General features: G+C 65.9%; 14 protein-coding genes. 10 read left to right on the forward strand and 4 right to left on the reverse strand.

From position 1 onward, the window contains the following. Positions 1 to 308: 308 nt before the first annotated feature. From EB084_09160 to EB084_09175, 4 genes are all read left to right on the forward strand, one after another. Positions 309 to 1,613: a radical SAM protein gene (locus EB084_09160; protein ID NDD28417.1), complete on the forward strand. Its 1,305-nt coding sequence runs from the start codon at positions 309 to 311 to the stop codon at positions 1,611 to 1,613. A 182-nt stretch (positions 1,614 to 1,795) separates the two neighbouring features. Next, the gene (locus EB084_09165; GenBank protein ID NDD28418.1) at positions 1,796 to 3,412 is read left to right on the forward strand and encodes a radical SAM protein; all 1,617 of its coding nucleotides are present in this window, start codon (positions 1,796 to 1,798) and stop codon (positions 3,410 to 3,412) included. A 108-nt stretch (positions 3,413 to 3,520) separates the two neighbouring features. Further along, positions 3,521 to 5,017 carry a hypothetical protein gene (locus EB084_09170; GenBank protein ID NDD28419.1) on the forward strand — a complete coding sequence of 499 codons (1,497 nt, stop codon included), beginning with the start codon at positions 3,521 to 3,523 and terminating at the stop codon, positions 5,015 to 5,017. 45 nt (positions 5,018 to 5,062) lie between these two features. After that, positions 5,063 to 6,394, forward strand: coding sequence for a UDP-glucose/GDP-mannose dehydrogenase family protein (locus tag EB084_09175; GenBank protein ID NDD28420.1), 1,332 nt, complete (start codon positions 5,063 to 5,065; stop codon positions 6,392 to 6,394). 51 nt (positions 6,395 to 6,445) lie between these two features. Here EB084_09175 and EB084_09180 read toward each other — a convergent pair whose 3' ends face one another. Beyond that, positions 6,446 to 6,985, reverse strand: coding sequence for a YjbQ family protein (locus EB084_09180; GenBank protein NDD28421.1), 540 nt, complete (start codon positions 6,983 to 6,985; stop codon positions 6,446 to 6,448). Here EB084_09180 and EB084_09185 point away from each other — a divergent pair. After that, positions 6,919 to 7,740 (forward strand): hypothetical protein, encoded by an 822-nt coding sequence (locus tag EB084_09185; protein ID NDD28422.1) that lies wholly within the window; start codon positions 6,919 to 6,921, stop codon positions 7,738 to 7,740. The two genes, EB084_09180 and EB084_09185, sit on opposite strands and share 67 nt — an antisense overlap. Beyond that, a complete protein-coding gene (locus tag EB084_09190; protein NDD28423.1) occupies positions 7,740 to 9,308 on the forward strand; it encodes a hypothetical protein in 1,569 nt (522 codons plus the stop codon). Before EB084_09185 ends, EB084_09190 begins: the two co-directional genes overlap by 1 nt. On the opposite strand, the gene EB084_09195 is transcribed toward EB084_09190, so the two are convergent. Further along, positions 9,309 to 9,851, reverse strand: coding sequence for an HAD-IIIA family hydrolase (locus EB084_09195; GenBank protein ID NDD28424.1), 543 nt, complete (start codon positions 9,849 to 9,851; stop codon positions 9,309 to 9,311). Positions 9,852 to 9,916: 65 nt separating this feature from the next. Beyond that, a complete protein-coding gene (locus tag EB084_09200) occupies positions 9,917 to 10,789 on the reverse strand; it encodes a hemerythrin domain-containing protein (protein NDD28425.1) in 873 nt (290 codons plus the stop codon). Here EB084_09200 and EB084_09205 point away from each other — a divergent pair. Next, positions 10,689 to 11,201 carry a hypothetical protein gene (locus tag EB084_09205; GenBank protein NDD28426.1) on the forward strand — a complete coding sequence of 171 codons (513 nt, stop codon included), beginning with the start codon at positions 10,689 to 10,691 and terminating at the stop codon, positions 11,199 to 11,201. The two genes, EB084_09200 and EB084_09205, sit on opposite strands and share 101 nt — an antisense overlap. A 96-nt stretch (positions 11,202 to 11,297) precedes the next feature. Further along, on the forward strand, positions 11,298 to 11,615 hold the full coding sequence (locus tag EB084_09210) for a 30S ribosomal protein S21 (GenBank protein ID NDD28427.1): 318 nt from the start codon (positions 11,298 to 11,300) through the stop codon (positions 11,613 to 11,615). Between the two features lie 113 nt (positions 11,616 to 11,728). Here EB084_09210 and EB084_09215 read toward each other — a convergent pair whose 3' ends face one another. Continuing rightward, positions 11,729 to 12,049: a VOC family protein gene (locus EB084_09215; protein ID NDD28428.1), complete on the reverse strand. Its 321-nt coding sequence runs from the start codon at positions 12,047 to 12,049 to the stop codon at positions 11,729 to 11,731. Between EB084_09215 and EB084_09220 the strand changes: the two genes are divergently transcribed. Beyond that, positions 12,048 to 12,620, forward strand: coding sequence for a DUF370 domain-containing protein (locus EB084_09220; protein NDD28429.1), 573 nt, complete (start codon positions 12,048 to 12,050; stop codon positions 12,618 to 12,620). The genes EB084_09215 and EB084_09220 overlap by 2 nt on opposite strands. After that, complete coding sequence (locus EB084_09225) at positions 12,617 to 13,276, forward strand: guanylate kinase (protein NDD28430.1); 660 nt, start codon at positions 12,617 to 12,619, stop codon at positions 13,274 to 13,276. The genes EB084_09220 and EB084_09225 overlap by 4 nt, the downstream gene beginning before the upstream one ends. The last annotated feature ends 10 nt before the right edge of the window (positions 13,277 to 13,286 follow it).

A 13,286-nucleotide genomic window follows, 5' to 3' on the forward strand; every position in this document is an offset into this window, starting at 1 on the left:
GTGGACAAGCGGTCCGGACCCAGGCGCTCGCTGGCTTCTGGTGGTGGGCGACGAAGCGCCCAAGGCCTGGCGGGGGATCCCCCTCGACCTGATGTGGACCACGGGACCGGTGGAGTCGGGACGTGAGGGCCTCACCTTCTACCGGCGCCACGGCGACTGATCGCGCATCTCGCGACGCACGCAAAAAGCGCGCGTTCCTTGAAGAAGCAGGGCCCGCCTGCTACAAATCGTGTCAGAGCCGACCGGACGCCCTCCCGGGCGCGCGCATCGCCAGCAGCGCGAAGACGGTCGGCGAGCTATGAGGGAACATGCCACCTGCAACCCCGACAAGCGAGCCGGTGACACTGCCTGCGCGCTGCATGGTGACGCGGGCCGATGGCCTGTTCTCGTCACGACGGGGCGACCGTGTGCTGGTCGTGGAGCCGCTCACCGCGTCGTGGGCTGTGCTCACGCAGAGAACATGGACCCTTCTCTCGAGCCTCAACCGCCCCACCTCATCCGATGCGCTGATCCGCCGGGCCGTGACCGCGGGGCTCGAAGATGCGGCGGCCCGAGATCTCATCGCATTGCTGCATCGCAAGGGATTCGTGCACCTCGACGGGCGCCCCGCCACCGACCCGCACGCCCTGTGGGCGCGGCCGCCCGAAGTGCCCTCGTTCGTATCGGTGCACGTGGCCGAGGGGTGCAACCTGCGATGCACCTACTGCTACGCCGACGCAGGGGCAGACCTCAATCGCATGCCCCGCGATCTCATGTTCGGGGTGGTCGAGAAATCCATCCGCGAGATTCCCAGCACCATCGATTTCCTCGGGGGCGAGCCGTTCCTTCTGTTCGACGACATCACCGACGTCATCGCGCACGGCAACCGCATCGCAGAGAGCCTGCAGAAGCGGGTCGACTGGCTCATGCAGACGAACGGGACCCTGCTCACCCGAGAGCGCGCCCGATTGCTGGCCACCCTGAACGTGGGCGTGGGGGTGAGCATCGACGGCCCGAAGGCGCTGCACGACAAGTACCGACCCCGCGCCGGCGGCACAGGCTCGTTCGACGAGGTCTTCCGCAACATGCTCGCGGCTCGAGACGAAGGGCTGCGCGTGGCACCCCTGGCGGTGATCCACGAACCCGCGACCTACACAGAGGTCCTCCGCTTCTTCCTCGAGAGCGGCTTCGAGCACATGCGCTTCAACTACTCGAACGTCATGGGGCGGGCCCGTGACGGCCTCGACTTCCCCGCCGACCGCGCCGAGGCGTTTGCGGCAGGCTTCCTCAGCCTCGTGAGGGAAGCCCGCGCCTGGTGCGAGACCCATCAGCGGCGACTGGGCATCGGCGACCTCGACCAGATGATCGCCGTGCTCGCCACGAAGAACCGCGACTACATGTGCATGCGCTCGCCGTGCGGCCTGGGCGACAGCATCATCTCGTTCGGCGTCAACGGCGAGATCTACGCCTGCGAAGAGTTCGAGCGCCACACCAAGGCCACATTCCTCCTCGGCCAGACCAGCGAGATGAGCATCCCGGAGGTCGTGCGATCATCGCCCAACTACCACCTGCTCAAGCAGCGCAAGGTCGAGAACATCCCCAAGTGCTCGCGATGCCATCTGCGCTACATCTGACAAGACCCTGGCCTACTACGGCACGCACATGCGCGAAGATCCGATGTGCCGATACTTCCAGGTCGTTTTCGAGGAACTCATGTGGATGATTGCCGAAGACCCCGCCATGGTGGGATGGCTGGGTCGCCCATGAACCGACACCTCCTGCCCTCAGCCCACCAAGAAGCCCAAGGAGAACGCCCATGACGGTCACCGTGCAGAAGATCACCAATCGGGAGCACAGCCCGCTGCTCCAGGCCTCATCGCTGGTGACGCGAACGCCGAACCTCTATCAGTCGAGGCGCGGCAACCGGGTACTGTTCATCGAGCGCGAATCGGGTTCGTGGCTGATTCTCGGCGACGACCGTCTGCGCCACTTCCTCAAGCTGCAGCGCCCCATGACCGTGCGTGAGTTCCTCAACATCGAGAACGCCATGTCGGTGCGCCAGCGAGAGGCCTTCCTGCTCGAGCTCTACACCATGGGCATGGTGGAGATCGCCGGTCGCTCGTACTTCAACTACGAGAAGATGTGGAAGAAGCCGCAGGCCTATCCCACCTTCCTGTGCCTGCACATGACCGAGAAGTGCAACCTCGCCTGCACCTACTGCCAGGCCGACTCCATGCCCGACGGGGCGCGCATGCCGCTCAAGACCGCCATGAAGGTCGTGGAGCGCCTGCTCACCGAGAACCCGCCAGAGACCTTCACCATCGACTTCCACGGGGGCGAGCCGCTGCTCGAGTACGACAACATGATGAAGGTGGTGCGCCACGCCAAGAAGGTGGCCGAGACCACCGGCAAGCGGCCCGTCTTCATGATGCAGACCAACGGCACGGCGCTCACACCGGAACGCGTGAAGGGACTCATGGACGAAGGGGTGCACGTGGGCATCAGCCTCGACGGCCCAGGAGAGGTGCACGATCGCCAGCGCTTCACCGCCCGTGGCAAGGGGAGCTTCGACCGGGTCTGGGGCAACAGCCAGAAGGCCATGGAGATGGGCCTCAACACCGGCTTCCTGGCTGTGATCCACGACCCCCGCGACTACCTCACCACGTCTCGCTGGTTCCGGGATCAGGGGTTCCGCTCGTACCGCATCAACTACTCGTCGTCCATCGGTCGAGCCCCCAAGGAGCTGCAGTTCCCGGCCGGCCGAGAAGAGGCCTTCGCCCGCTACTGGCTCGAGATGGTTCAAGACGCTCTCGACTGGTCTCGCCAGAACGACGAGCACCTCAACATCTCCGACATCAACAACAAGATCAACAACCTCACCACGAAGAACCGTCCGTTCATGTGCTACCGATCGCCGTGCGGCGTGGGCAACAGCGTGCTCGGGTTCGGCACCGATGGCGGCATCTTCGCCTGCGAGGAGATGGCGAGCCTCGAGTACTTCCGCGTGGGCAACATCCATGACGAGAGCGTCTCGATCAAGGACCTCGTCGACAAGAGCCCAATCTTGCAAGACCTGCAGCGACGCACGGTCGACAACATCCCCAAGTGCAGCACCTGCCACCTCAAGCGCATCTGCAGCGGCGGCTGCACCTCGAAGGTGTTCGCCAAGTACGGCACGGTGTGGCGCGAATCGCCGATGTGCGGGTTCTATCTCATCGTGTACGAGGAGCTCATGTGGATGCTCCACGACAATCCGGACATGATCGAGAACCTGGGATTCGAGGGCCTGAAGTCAGACAAGTTCAAGAACCGACGGAAGGTGGCCGGGCGCAGCACCGGCAACGTTGACGGTTCGGGCGACGCCGCGGGCGAGCTGCTCATCCACGGCACCGACGCCAGCTCCCTCGACGTGTTCGAGATGGTCACCAACTGATCGCATTGCTCCTCTGAGGCACACGCCAGACCGCTGCCCTCGAGCGCCCGCGCCGCAACCACGCTTGTCGCCACGACGACGTTGAGCGCATTTGTGCTCAACCCTGCGATGTTGAGCGCATTTGTGCTCAACCCTGCGATGTTGAGCGCATTTGTGCTCAACTCTGCGACGTTGAGCGCATTTGTGCTCAACCCTGCGACCTTGAGCACATTTGTGCTCAACCCTGCGACCTTGAGCACATTTGTGCTCAACCCTGCGATGTTGAGCGCATTTGTGCTCAACCCTGTGACGTTGAGCGCATTTGTGCTCAACCCTGCGACGTTGAGCACATTTGTGCTCAACCCTGCGACGTTGAGCGCATTTGTGCTCAACCCTGCGACGTTGAGCGCATTTGTGCTCAACCCTGCGACCTTGAGCGCATTTGTGCTCAACCCTGCGACCTTGAGCGCATTTGTGCTCAACCCGCAAGGGGCTTCTCGGTCGAGCGTGGAATCGGCGACCGTGAGAATCGCCATCTACGCCCTCGGTCCTGGACACGAGTGCGCCATGCGCGGAATGGCGCTCGCGCGGTCGCTGCAAGATCAGAGCGGAGCCCCTGGCACCGCCGTGCACTGCCTCCTGCTGGTGACCGAATCCCTGAAGGAGAGGGCGCGCCTGGCTCGGGTTCCCGCTGCCTGCCCGCCACCCATGGCCCATCGAGAAGCAGACATGCTCCTTGACTGGGTGCGCCGATCGCTGCGCGACTTCAAGCCTGACGTCCTGGTGGTCGACACCTGGCCGCTCGGCATGCTCGGCGAGCTCGGCCAGGACCTGGAACAGCTGGCGGCCGTGCGCCTTCTCGTGAGCCCGTGGGTGAATCCGCAGTACTACCTGCGGCCGGACATCGCCCACGCCATCACCACGCGCTACCACGGCTGGCTCGTGTGCGAACCGCTCCACGAGACACTGAACCCTCTTGCTGAGCGCTGCACCCGCGTGGAGCGCATCCCCCCCCTGCTGCTCGTGCGACCCCAGGACGTGCAGGCCTCCACCACCGGACGCCAGACGTTCGGCGTGCATGAGATGGAGCGGGTGGTGCTCGGTCTCGGCGACGGCGATGCAGCGAGCGAGCGAAGCCTTCTCGACGCGATGGTCGCGGCGTCGCGTCAGCCGGGAATGCGGTTCTCGGTGCTCTTCCTCGCCCAGCACCTGCCCGCCACCATCAGCCCCGGCGTGCGGGTGACCTCGGTCTTTCCGGCGGGGGCCTGGCTGCGCACCTGTCCGGTGGCGGTGACGTCAGCGGGCTACGCCTCCTACTACGAGGTGGTGCAGGCCAACGTCCCCGTCGTGTTCCGACCGCAGCCACGGCCCCTCGACCATCAACGCGGACGGGCGCGCGGAGAGCTGGGTCTCGTGCCGTTCGCGCCCCACTCGACGGTCGATGACGATGGGCAGCTGGGCGCCGCCATCCGACCGCTGCTCGAGCGCGAGCTGCGACGCCGCTACGGCCACCGCGGAAGCCTGGCCGATGACGTGGAGGGGCGTGCGCCATCGACCGTCGCAGGAAATACCCCCGCGGAAGCGCTGATGCGCCTCGTGGGATCGCAGGGCCCAGATGAAGGTTGACGCCAAGAGCACGTGTAAGCCACGCGCAGGGAAGGGTCTCGAGAGATGAACGTCGCCGTCTTCGGAACTGGATATGTGGGCCTCGTGACGGGTACCTGCTTTGCCGACTTCGGAGTGAACGTGACCTGTGTCGATGCCGACGCCGACAAGATCAACGCCATCGAGCGCGGCCGCATCCCCTTCTATGAGCCTGGGCTCGAGACCATGGTGGCCAAGAACGTGCGCGAGAAGCGCCTCTCGTTCACCACGGAGGCCGCCCAGACTGTGAGAGACGCCGAGATCATCTTCATCGCGGTGGGGACGCCGCAGACGCCCGAAGGCGGCGCTGATCTGCGCGCCGTCGAGCAGGTCGCCCGCTGCATCGGTCAGAACCTGTCCCGGTACACGGTCATCGTCACCAAGAGCACCGTTCCCGCGGGCACGAACCAGCGCATCCGCGACATCGTGAGCGAGCACGCCGGCCCCGACGCGCATTTCGATGTGGTGGCCAATCCCGAGTTCCTGCGCGAGGGATCGGCCATCGACGATTTCCTCCATCCGGATCGCATCGTCATCGGTACCGACTCAGAACGCGCCGTGGCCCTGCTCACCGATCTCTACAGCCCCCTGCGCCTGGCCGAGACGCCGTTCGTGATCACCGATGTGGTGAGCGCCGAGGTCATCAAGTACGCCTCAAATGCCTTCCTCGCCGTGAAGGTGAGCTTCATCAACGAGCTGGCCCTGCTCTGCGAGAAGATGGACGCCGACGTGCAGCAGGTCGCCAAGGGCATGGGCCTCGACAGCCGCATCAACCCGAAGTTCCTCCAGCCCGGCCCCGGCTACGGCGGGTCCTGCCTTCCCAAGGATGTGAGCGCCTTCGCTGACATGGCGCGAAAGAACGGGCACACGCTGCACCTGGTGGAGGCCGTGGCCGAGGTGAACCGGCGACAGAAAGCCTCCGCCGTAGAGAAGATCATGGACGCCCTGTCTGGCGTGACCTCCCCCCTGGTGGCGGTGGCGGGCCTCTCGTTCAAACCGGAGACCGACGACGTTCGCGAAGCCCCGGCGCTCGAGATCATCCGCGCCCTGCATGAACGGGGAATCCGCTGTCGCGCCTACGATCCGGCCGCTATCGGAAATGCGCGCGCCATCTTGCCGGACATCGAGTACGCGACAGACGTGCACGCCCTGGTCGAAGACGCGGACTGCCTCGTGTTCGTCACCGAATGGAACGCGTTCCGCAAGCTCAACCTCGAGAAGATCAAGTCCGGGATGCGCTCGCCTGTCATTGTCGACCTGCGCAACATCTACGACCCGGAGCAGGTGGCCGCCGCAGGCTTCACCTACCACTCTGTCGGGCGTCGCAGAGCGGCCCCCCAGGCGCAGCCCATCTCCTGAGGCGCCTCTGCCGCGCCGGCTGGCGCACGATCAGGTCGAAAGGCAGAGCGGTCAGCGACCCACCACCGTGACGTCGACGCTCCTCTCGCGCGGTCCCTCGAGCTCGACCAGGAAGATGCTCTGCCATGTGCCGAGCACGGGCCTTCCCCCTGAAACAGCAACCTGGACCGTGGGCCCGAGCAACGCCCCCAGAAGATGCGATTTCGCGTGCTCCGGACCGTCGTGGAGATGGTGGAAGTCGAGATCGGGAACCGCCCGCGCCAGCCAGGCGAGCATGTCTTCCTCCCAACCAGAACCCGCATCGTTGACCACGAGGGCGCAGGTGGTGTGGAGCACTGTCACCAGGGCAATGCCGTGCTCGATCTTTGATTGCCGGATGCGCTCGCGAACCTGCTGGCTGATGTTGATCATCTGACGGCGTGCGGCGGTTGGCACGGAGAACGTGGACATCTTCTCTCTCCTCTGCAGGTCGACAGGCGCGATGACCGCCTCCCGAGCGCTGCCAGCTCGCGGTCTCATGCCGCCTGGCAAGACGGTTCCGCGAGAGCGCGCGGGGCTCCTGGGAAACCAGAGCAAGAGGATCAGGGTCATCTGCCCCGAAACCTCCCCGCGTGATATACGTCCTGCGGCAATGGGAAGGCGGCAGCATCTCGGGGCCCAAGTGGCACCTCGAGCGCAATCGTGTTCCCTACAAGATCATCGAGGCGCACACGTCGCCACAGTACCCCGACCTCAAGAAGGGTGACGCCATCATCGGCCTCGGCGGGCCGCCGAGCGTGTGCAACATGCACGAGCCCGACTACGAGCACGAGTTCGTGCTGTACGAAGCGGGCTTTCTCGGCTATGCCGCCCTGATGGACATCCCCTTCTTCGGCATCTGCCTGTCGCACCAGCTGAAGGCCAAGATGGAGCTCAATCCCGTCGAGCAGCGCACCTACGAGTTCGGGGTGCAGGAGATCACGCTCACCGACAAGGGTCGCGAGCACTGGCTCTTCGACGGTCTCCCCTCGTTCCTGCGCATCTACCAGCATCACCGTGACCACGTCCTCAGCCTCAGCGGCTCAGCCCAGCTCCTGGCAGACTCACCGAACTGCCCGGTCGAGGCCGTGGCGTGGGACGACGTGAGCGTGTCGGTGCAGTGCCATCCGGAGGTTCTGCTGCAAGACATCCCGGACGCCCTCGGCAAGTACCCGAAATCGCTGGCCGCCACCGGTCTCAACGTCGAGCAGATGCTCGATCGGTTGCAGCCGAACTACATGGAGCTGATGATGGGACTGTTCGACAACTTCTTCATCCGCGCAGGCTACCTCAAGCCGCGACGGGTGACTGCGATGTTCGAGCATTGATGGCCTCCGTGATGTCAGACCCCGCTCGCCTGCTCGATGAGAGCGCGGTCCTCCTCGAAGGAGGGAAGGTCCCGGAAGCCCTCGATCTGCTCGCCCAGGCAGCTTCCATCGTGAAGGGAGACGCCGCGCTCGAGGGGCGCATCCACGCTCGCATCGCCCTGGCGCGAGACTACCTCGGCGATCTGGCGGGTGCCGTCGAAGCCACCGAACGCGCCCTGCAGGCGCTCGAGAAGAGCGAAGACCACGATACCCATCTCCTGGCGCGCTACGGTCTCGGACACCGCTACATGCGCATGGGCCGCCTCGACGACGCCCACAGCCAGATCACCCAGGCGCTCGAGCTGGCCCGACGCGTGGGCAACGACTTCCAGCTGGGCAACGCACTCGTCAACCTCGGGAACTTTCACCTCCAGCGCCAGTCGGCTGAAGCGGCGGCAGCGGCCTACGAAGAGGCCCTGTCGGTGTTCGAGCGCCTCGGCGATCCCACCGGTCGCGCGGCCTGCCTGGCTTCGCTGGGGAACGTGCGCCAGAGCCTGCGCGACCTCGACGCGGCACGCGAGCTCTACATCCGCGCCATCGACGCCGGCAGCCGCAGCAGCCACTGGATCATCTGCAACGACGCGCGCGTCAACCTCGCGCGCGTGGTCTACGAGCAAGGCGACATCGTGGCGGCGGCCCGCTGGTTCGAGCAGGCAAGAGACGAGGCGAGGGCCAACGGCCACATCGCAAGGCAGGCCGACACGGCCTTCGACCTGGGACTCATGTGCGAGAACCTGAGCGATCTCGCGCGCGCCGTCGACGCCTACCACGAATGCTGGCAGCTTCGCGCGCGCACCGGCCCGCCGGAGAGCGAAGGCCACGCACTGCGCACCCTCATCGACGCCTGCAGGCGCAGCGCGGAGCCGCAGCGCATCCTCCAGTGGAGAAGCCGCGCGCTGCAGCTCACCCGCCGCAGCGGAGACCGTGCCGCCCTGGCCGAGGTCCTCGACAACGTAGCCACCGCCTGGGCGCTCAGCGGTCGCATCCATCGGGCGCTCGACTACTGGGAGAGCGCTCTCTGCGTCACGCGCGACATTCCTCCACCCAACCGCGCCATCGCGATCCTCGAGAACCTTCGGCGCACCTACGAAGGGCGGGGAAGACCTGACCTCGCCCTCGCCCACATGGCTGATCTGGTGAACGCCTACCGCGAGGCGGGCGATGAGCGCACCATGACGTGGGTCATTCATGACTGGAGCCAGCTGCTGGTGGTGGTGGGCGCCCCTCACGAGGCCCTCGCCCTTGTCGACGAAGGCGAGAGCATCGCGCGCAGACTCGAAGATCGCCTGCTTCAAGGGCTTCTGAGCGGCACTCGCGCCAACGCGCTGCTGGCACAAGGCGATGTGAGCGGGGCGCTCGGCGCCTACCAGCAGTCGCTGTCGCTTCTGGAGGCGTGCGGTGAGCCCAAGGCCACAGCCGTCACCCTGTCAAACATGGCGCTGGCGCACGAAGCGGCCGGAGACACGGTGAAAGCCCACACCTGCAGACGCGACGCGGAGCGGCTCCTCGGCCTGAGCCCGTCTCCCTGATCACAGCGGCGACCGTCGGCGGTCGAGGAAATCTTCGGCCAGCAGCATCTCGACCGCCTCGAGCAGGCTGTCGGCGGCGGGAAACCCCCAAGACTCGCGCTGCGCGCGGTGCCGGCGCACGAGAATGGCGTGGCCGCCAGCAGCCGAGGCCGCCTCGAGATCAGACCGCTTGTCGCCGAGCATCACGCAGCACCCCACCGGCACACCGACCATCTCGGCCGCCTGCAGAACGAGAGACGGCGCGGGCTTGCGGCAGGTACAGCCATCGTCCGGGGCATGCGGGCAGATGAGCCACGGTCCCACCGGACCAACGAGCTCTTCCACCCGCCGGTTCACCGCGTGAACCTGATCGAGGGTGATACGTCCGCGACCCACGCCGCTCTGGTTCGTCACAACAGCCGTCGGCACGCCGAGAGCGCGCAGCACGTCGAGCGCCAGGCGAGCCCCTGGCCTGGCCACGACGAGCGCCGGGTCTGGATTGTACGGTACGTCATCGATGAGGGTGTCATCGCGGTCGAAGAAGACCGCCAACGGCCTGGACATGAACGGCTCCCATCTGCTCGCGCGCACGCTCGCGACGTGACACGCCCGCAGCGGTGCGCACGTGATCAGCGGCTGCTTCCCTCCTTCGTCACAGGGGCCGCCATCTCTTGGTTCACCTCAGCCTGAGCCCGCTCCAGCCGCACGCGCAGGTCGGTCATGGCGCCCCCGATGTCGCGCATCAGCCGTCGGCCGCAGACCCCTCGACAGCTCGGGAAGAGCGTGCTCTCCTCCTCACGCATGTGGTGGCGCACCAGCTCCATGAGCACCGTGAGACGCGCATTGAAGCGCGCATCAGCCAGGGGCAGGTCGCGCAGATCAGCCATCAGTCCACGCGCGACACGGTGCTCTTCGAGCGACTGCTGCACATGCGCCGCCCGATCTCCCAGCGCCTGGCGCATGGCCGGATAGAACAGCTGCTCCTCGACCGCGCCGTGCACAGCGAGCAGGTCGATGGTCTCACGCACCACAACGGGAAGCTCGAGTGCGGGCTGCTCCCCGTGCATGAGCTTCTCGCAGCGCTTGAACAGCGCCTCGATCTGCCGGTGATCACGGCGCAGGAGCACAAGGGCGTCGAGGCTCTTGGCATTGGCATTCATGCGAGGGCACCTCCGAGAGATGGGGGAAGGTCTCCCCCTGGGGTCGTACCCGCCCGACGAGCCCTGCGAAACCGCGCGCCCGTGGCTGGGCGAGCACGCGCGGGAAAGCGGGGGGAGATGCGTCGTACATCTTCGTGTGCGAAGCCTGACATTCAGCATGATGTGTCTCTGGTTGATGCTCTCGGCCCAGGTGCGCGCCGCGCCTTCCGATGAAGCCGACATCGCCGCCATCATGGGCCGCATGAACGGTGCCGCCGCGGCCGACATCCGTGTTCGAGGAGACTGGGCGCTGGCCGACAAGATCGTCTGCGAGGGCGCGACGAAGAAGAAGGTCGCAGTCATCGTCCTGTGCCGCGGGCTCGACGGCTTCGAGGTGAAAGCCGAGCTCCTCGGAGCGGGGAGCCCCACAGAGGAAGCCCTGCTCTACCACGATGTCGACGAATCGGTGGCCAACCGGCTCATCCCGCGCGCGCAGCGCGACGAGATGCGTCCCATCGTGGCGCTCCTGCGCAAGATGAAGCCGGCGGTCTATCCGGAGGGCGTTCTGCTGGAGACCCTGGCGACCCATGACGGGTGGGCATTGTGCGGTTACCGTGAGCGGGCATCGATCAAGCGCTCGGACACCCTTCACCAGGCCCTGCTGCGACGAACCTCAGGGGCCTGGCATCTGGTCGAAGACGCAACCGGGCGCGTCGATGCAGGCGTGTACGGAGTTCCCATGCAAACGCGGCGGGTGCTCGAGGGAGAGAGATGACGCGGCAGCCGCGCGCTCTCCGCGCAGCCGCAAAGGGCCGTGGGCGTGGGTTTCGCGCGTCCCCTCGAGGCGATCACACCCCGCGCAGGTATTGCCATGCGCAATCTGGTTGTGATATACTGCGCGAAAGTTGGACGTGATGGTGCTCTGAGCAGGCAGATACGCAGGCCCGGCAGCGCCGCCTTCCAAGAGGAACAGACAAAAAAACACCACACGCAGACGGGGGAATCTTCCTTGGAAATCGTGCCAGCACCGGATGAGACTTTCGAAGCGACGCTGCGTCGCTTCAAGCGCAGCGTGGCCCAGTCGGGCATCCTGCGCGAGGCGAAGCGCCGCGAGCATCACATGTCTACGCGTGACAAGAAGCGCCTGAAGTCAGCCGAAGCCGCAAAGAAGCGGCGTCGTCGCCAGTAGGGTCACATCGTCCGCTCGTCGGCATCACGCCAGACGGCGGAACGACCCTCCTTCCGAAACTGCAGGTCAAATGAGCGCGGGCTTAGGTCCGCGCTTGTTGTCTTTCCCAAGATTCAAACCTCGGGTGCTTCGGTGTAGAACTCGACGAGATATCCATCCGGGTCAGCCACCGTGCAACCGTAGTAGCCAGCGCTCTCGGTCACGGGATTGCCGAATCCACCGCTGGCATCGACGTGCGCGCGCCATCGCCTCACCGCCACACGGTCGTCGAGATGAACCCCCAGGCGGAACTGACGCGCCCGAAGCGGGGTGCCCGACACCAGACGAAGGCCCTGCGCCACGATTCGCAGGCCGAGCATCCGCCGATACCAGCGCGCGCTCCGGTCGACGTCGGCCACTTCCAGCTGGAGGTCATTGAGCCGCTCGAGCTTCATGCCGCCCGCTTTCGCGCCGCTGGCCGGTGAGCCCTTCCCGCAGGCGGCTGCGTGCGTCGCGGGGCGGCAGGCGTGCCAGACCCTCACCGAACCGCCCGACAGGAGGCCTTCTGACGGGTCCCGAACCAACAACGACCCGTACCCGCAAGCGGGGCTCCCGCAGCGGCTCGCAAAGCGCTCCCCCGTGTCTCCGAGCGCGCGACGAGGGGTCGACATCGCATCCAACAGAGCGGAGAGGCGGTCCCCGGCCATCCAGCTGATCAATGTGGGCTATGGCAATTTCATCAGCGCCGACAAGGTCATCGCCATCGTCGATGCCGACTCGGCTCCCGTAAAGCGCGCCGTGCTCGACGCCCGCAAGAAGGGGAGCCTCGTAGACGCCACCGTGGGGCACAAGACCCGCACCGTTCTGGTGATGAGCTCTGGTCACCTGGTTCTGTCGGCCAAGACCACGGAGACCGTTGCCGCGAACTTCGCACCCGCCGCAGAGGGGCGAAAGGCACGTGCCGAGGGTGAGACACGCGGCCGGCGCGCGGTGAGCAGCGGCGCGCTGGAAGGCGAAGCGCCATGACCGACGTCCATCCCGGCCTGATGTTCGTCATCTCGGGCCCGTCCGGCGCAGGCAAGAGCACGGTTCTCGCCCGTGTACTCGGCGCTCTCGGCGATCTGCAGTTCTCGGTCTCCGCCACGACCCGTGACCCCCGCCCCGGCGAGGTCGACGGCACCGACTACTACTATGTCACCCACGACCGATTCTCCGAGATGATCCGGGAAGACGACCTGCTCGAGTGGGCGGAGGTCCACGGGCAGTTCTATGGAACGCCTGCAGAGTTCGTGCGCGCGCATCTCCGCGGAGGCTGCGACGTGGTGCTCGACCTCGACGTGCAAGGTGCGCGAAAGGTGCGCGAGCGATTCCATGGCGCCATCTTCATCTTCCTGGCCCCCCCCTCGATGGAGGAGCTCTCGAAGCGGCTGCACGGCAGGCACACCGAGAACGAGGAGCGCATCAAGCGCCGCCTCGCCAATGCGCAGTACGAGCTGGCGGCCATTCACGAGTACGACTACCTCGTCGTGAACGATCACGTATCAGGGGCTGCACTGGCGCTGCAGTCGATCATCGAGGCTGAACGGGCACGCGTGCATCGCGTCATCGACCGATGGCCGCAGCTGCTCGAGGCGACCCGAGCAAGCGCCGAACACGACACGAACAGCGGAGGCGGTGGATGAGGCTCTTCAT

This window comes from Pseudomonadota bacterium (assembly GCA_010028905.1).
Taxonomy (GTDB): Bacteria; Vulcanimicrobiota; Xenobia; order RGZZ01; family RGZZ01; genus RGZZ01.

Coding starts and splice junctions, on each gene's coding strand:
- EB084_09220 (NDD28429.1), top strand. CDS start 12,048: ATGCCGCCCGCTTTCGCGCCGCTGGCCGGTGAGCCCTTCCCGCAGGCG.
- EB084_09215 (NDD28428.1), bottom strand. CDS start 12,049: ATGAAGCTCGAGCGGCTCAATGACCTCCAGCTGGAAGTGGCCGACGTC.
- EB084_09170 (NDD28419.1), top strand. CDS start 3,521: ATGTTGAGCGCATTTGTGCTCAACCCTGCGATGTTGAGCGCATTTGTG.
- EB084_09165 (NDD28418.1), top strand. CDS start 1,796: ATGACGGTCACCGTGCAGAAGATCACCAATCGGGAGCACAGCCCGCTG.
- EB084_09200 (NDD28425.1), bottom strand. CDS start 10,789: ATGACTGCGACCTTCTTCTTCGTCGCGCCCTCGCAGACGATCTTGTCG.
- EB084_09180 (NDD28421.1), bottom strand. CDS start 6,985: ATGACCCTGATCCTCTTGCTCTGGTTTCCCAGGAGCCCCGCGCGCTCT.
- EB084_09205 (NDD28426.1), top strand. CDS start 10,689: ATGAACGGTGCCGCCGCGGCCGACATCCGTGTTCGAGGAGACTGGGCG.
- EB084_09195 (NDD28424.1), bottom strand. CDS start 9,851: ATGTCCAGGCCGTTGGCGGTCTTCTTCGACCGCGATGACACCCTCATC.
- EB084_09175 (NDD28420.1), top strand. CDS start 5,063: ATGAACGTCGCCGTCTTCGGAACTGGATATGTGGGCCTCGTGACGGGT.
- EB084_09160 (NDD28417.1), top strand. CDS start 309: ATGCCACCTGCAACCCCGACAAGCGAGCCGGTGACACTGCCTGCGCGC.
- EB084_09190 (NDD28423.1), top strand. CDS start 7,740: ATGGCCTCCGTGATGTCAGACCCCGCTCGCCTGCTCGATGAGAGCGCG.
- EB084_09210 (NDD28427.1), top strand. CDS start 11,298: ATGCGCAATCTGGTTGTGATATACTGCGCGAAAGTTGGACGTGATGGT.
- EB084_09225 (NDD28430.1), top strand. CDS start 12,617: ATGACCGACGTCCATCCCGGCCTGATGTTCGTCATCTCGGGCCCGTCC.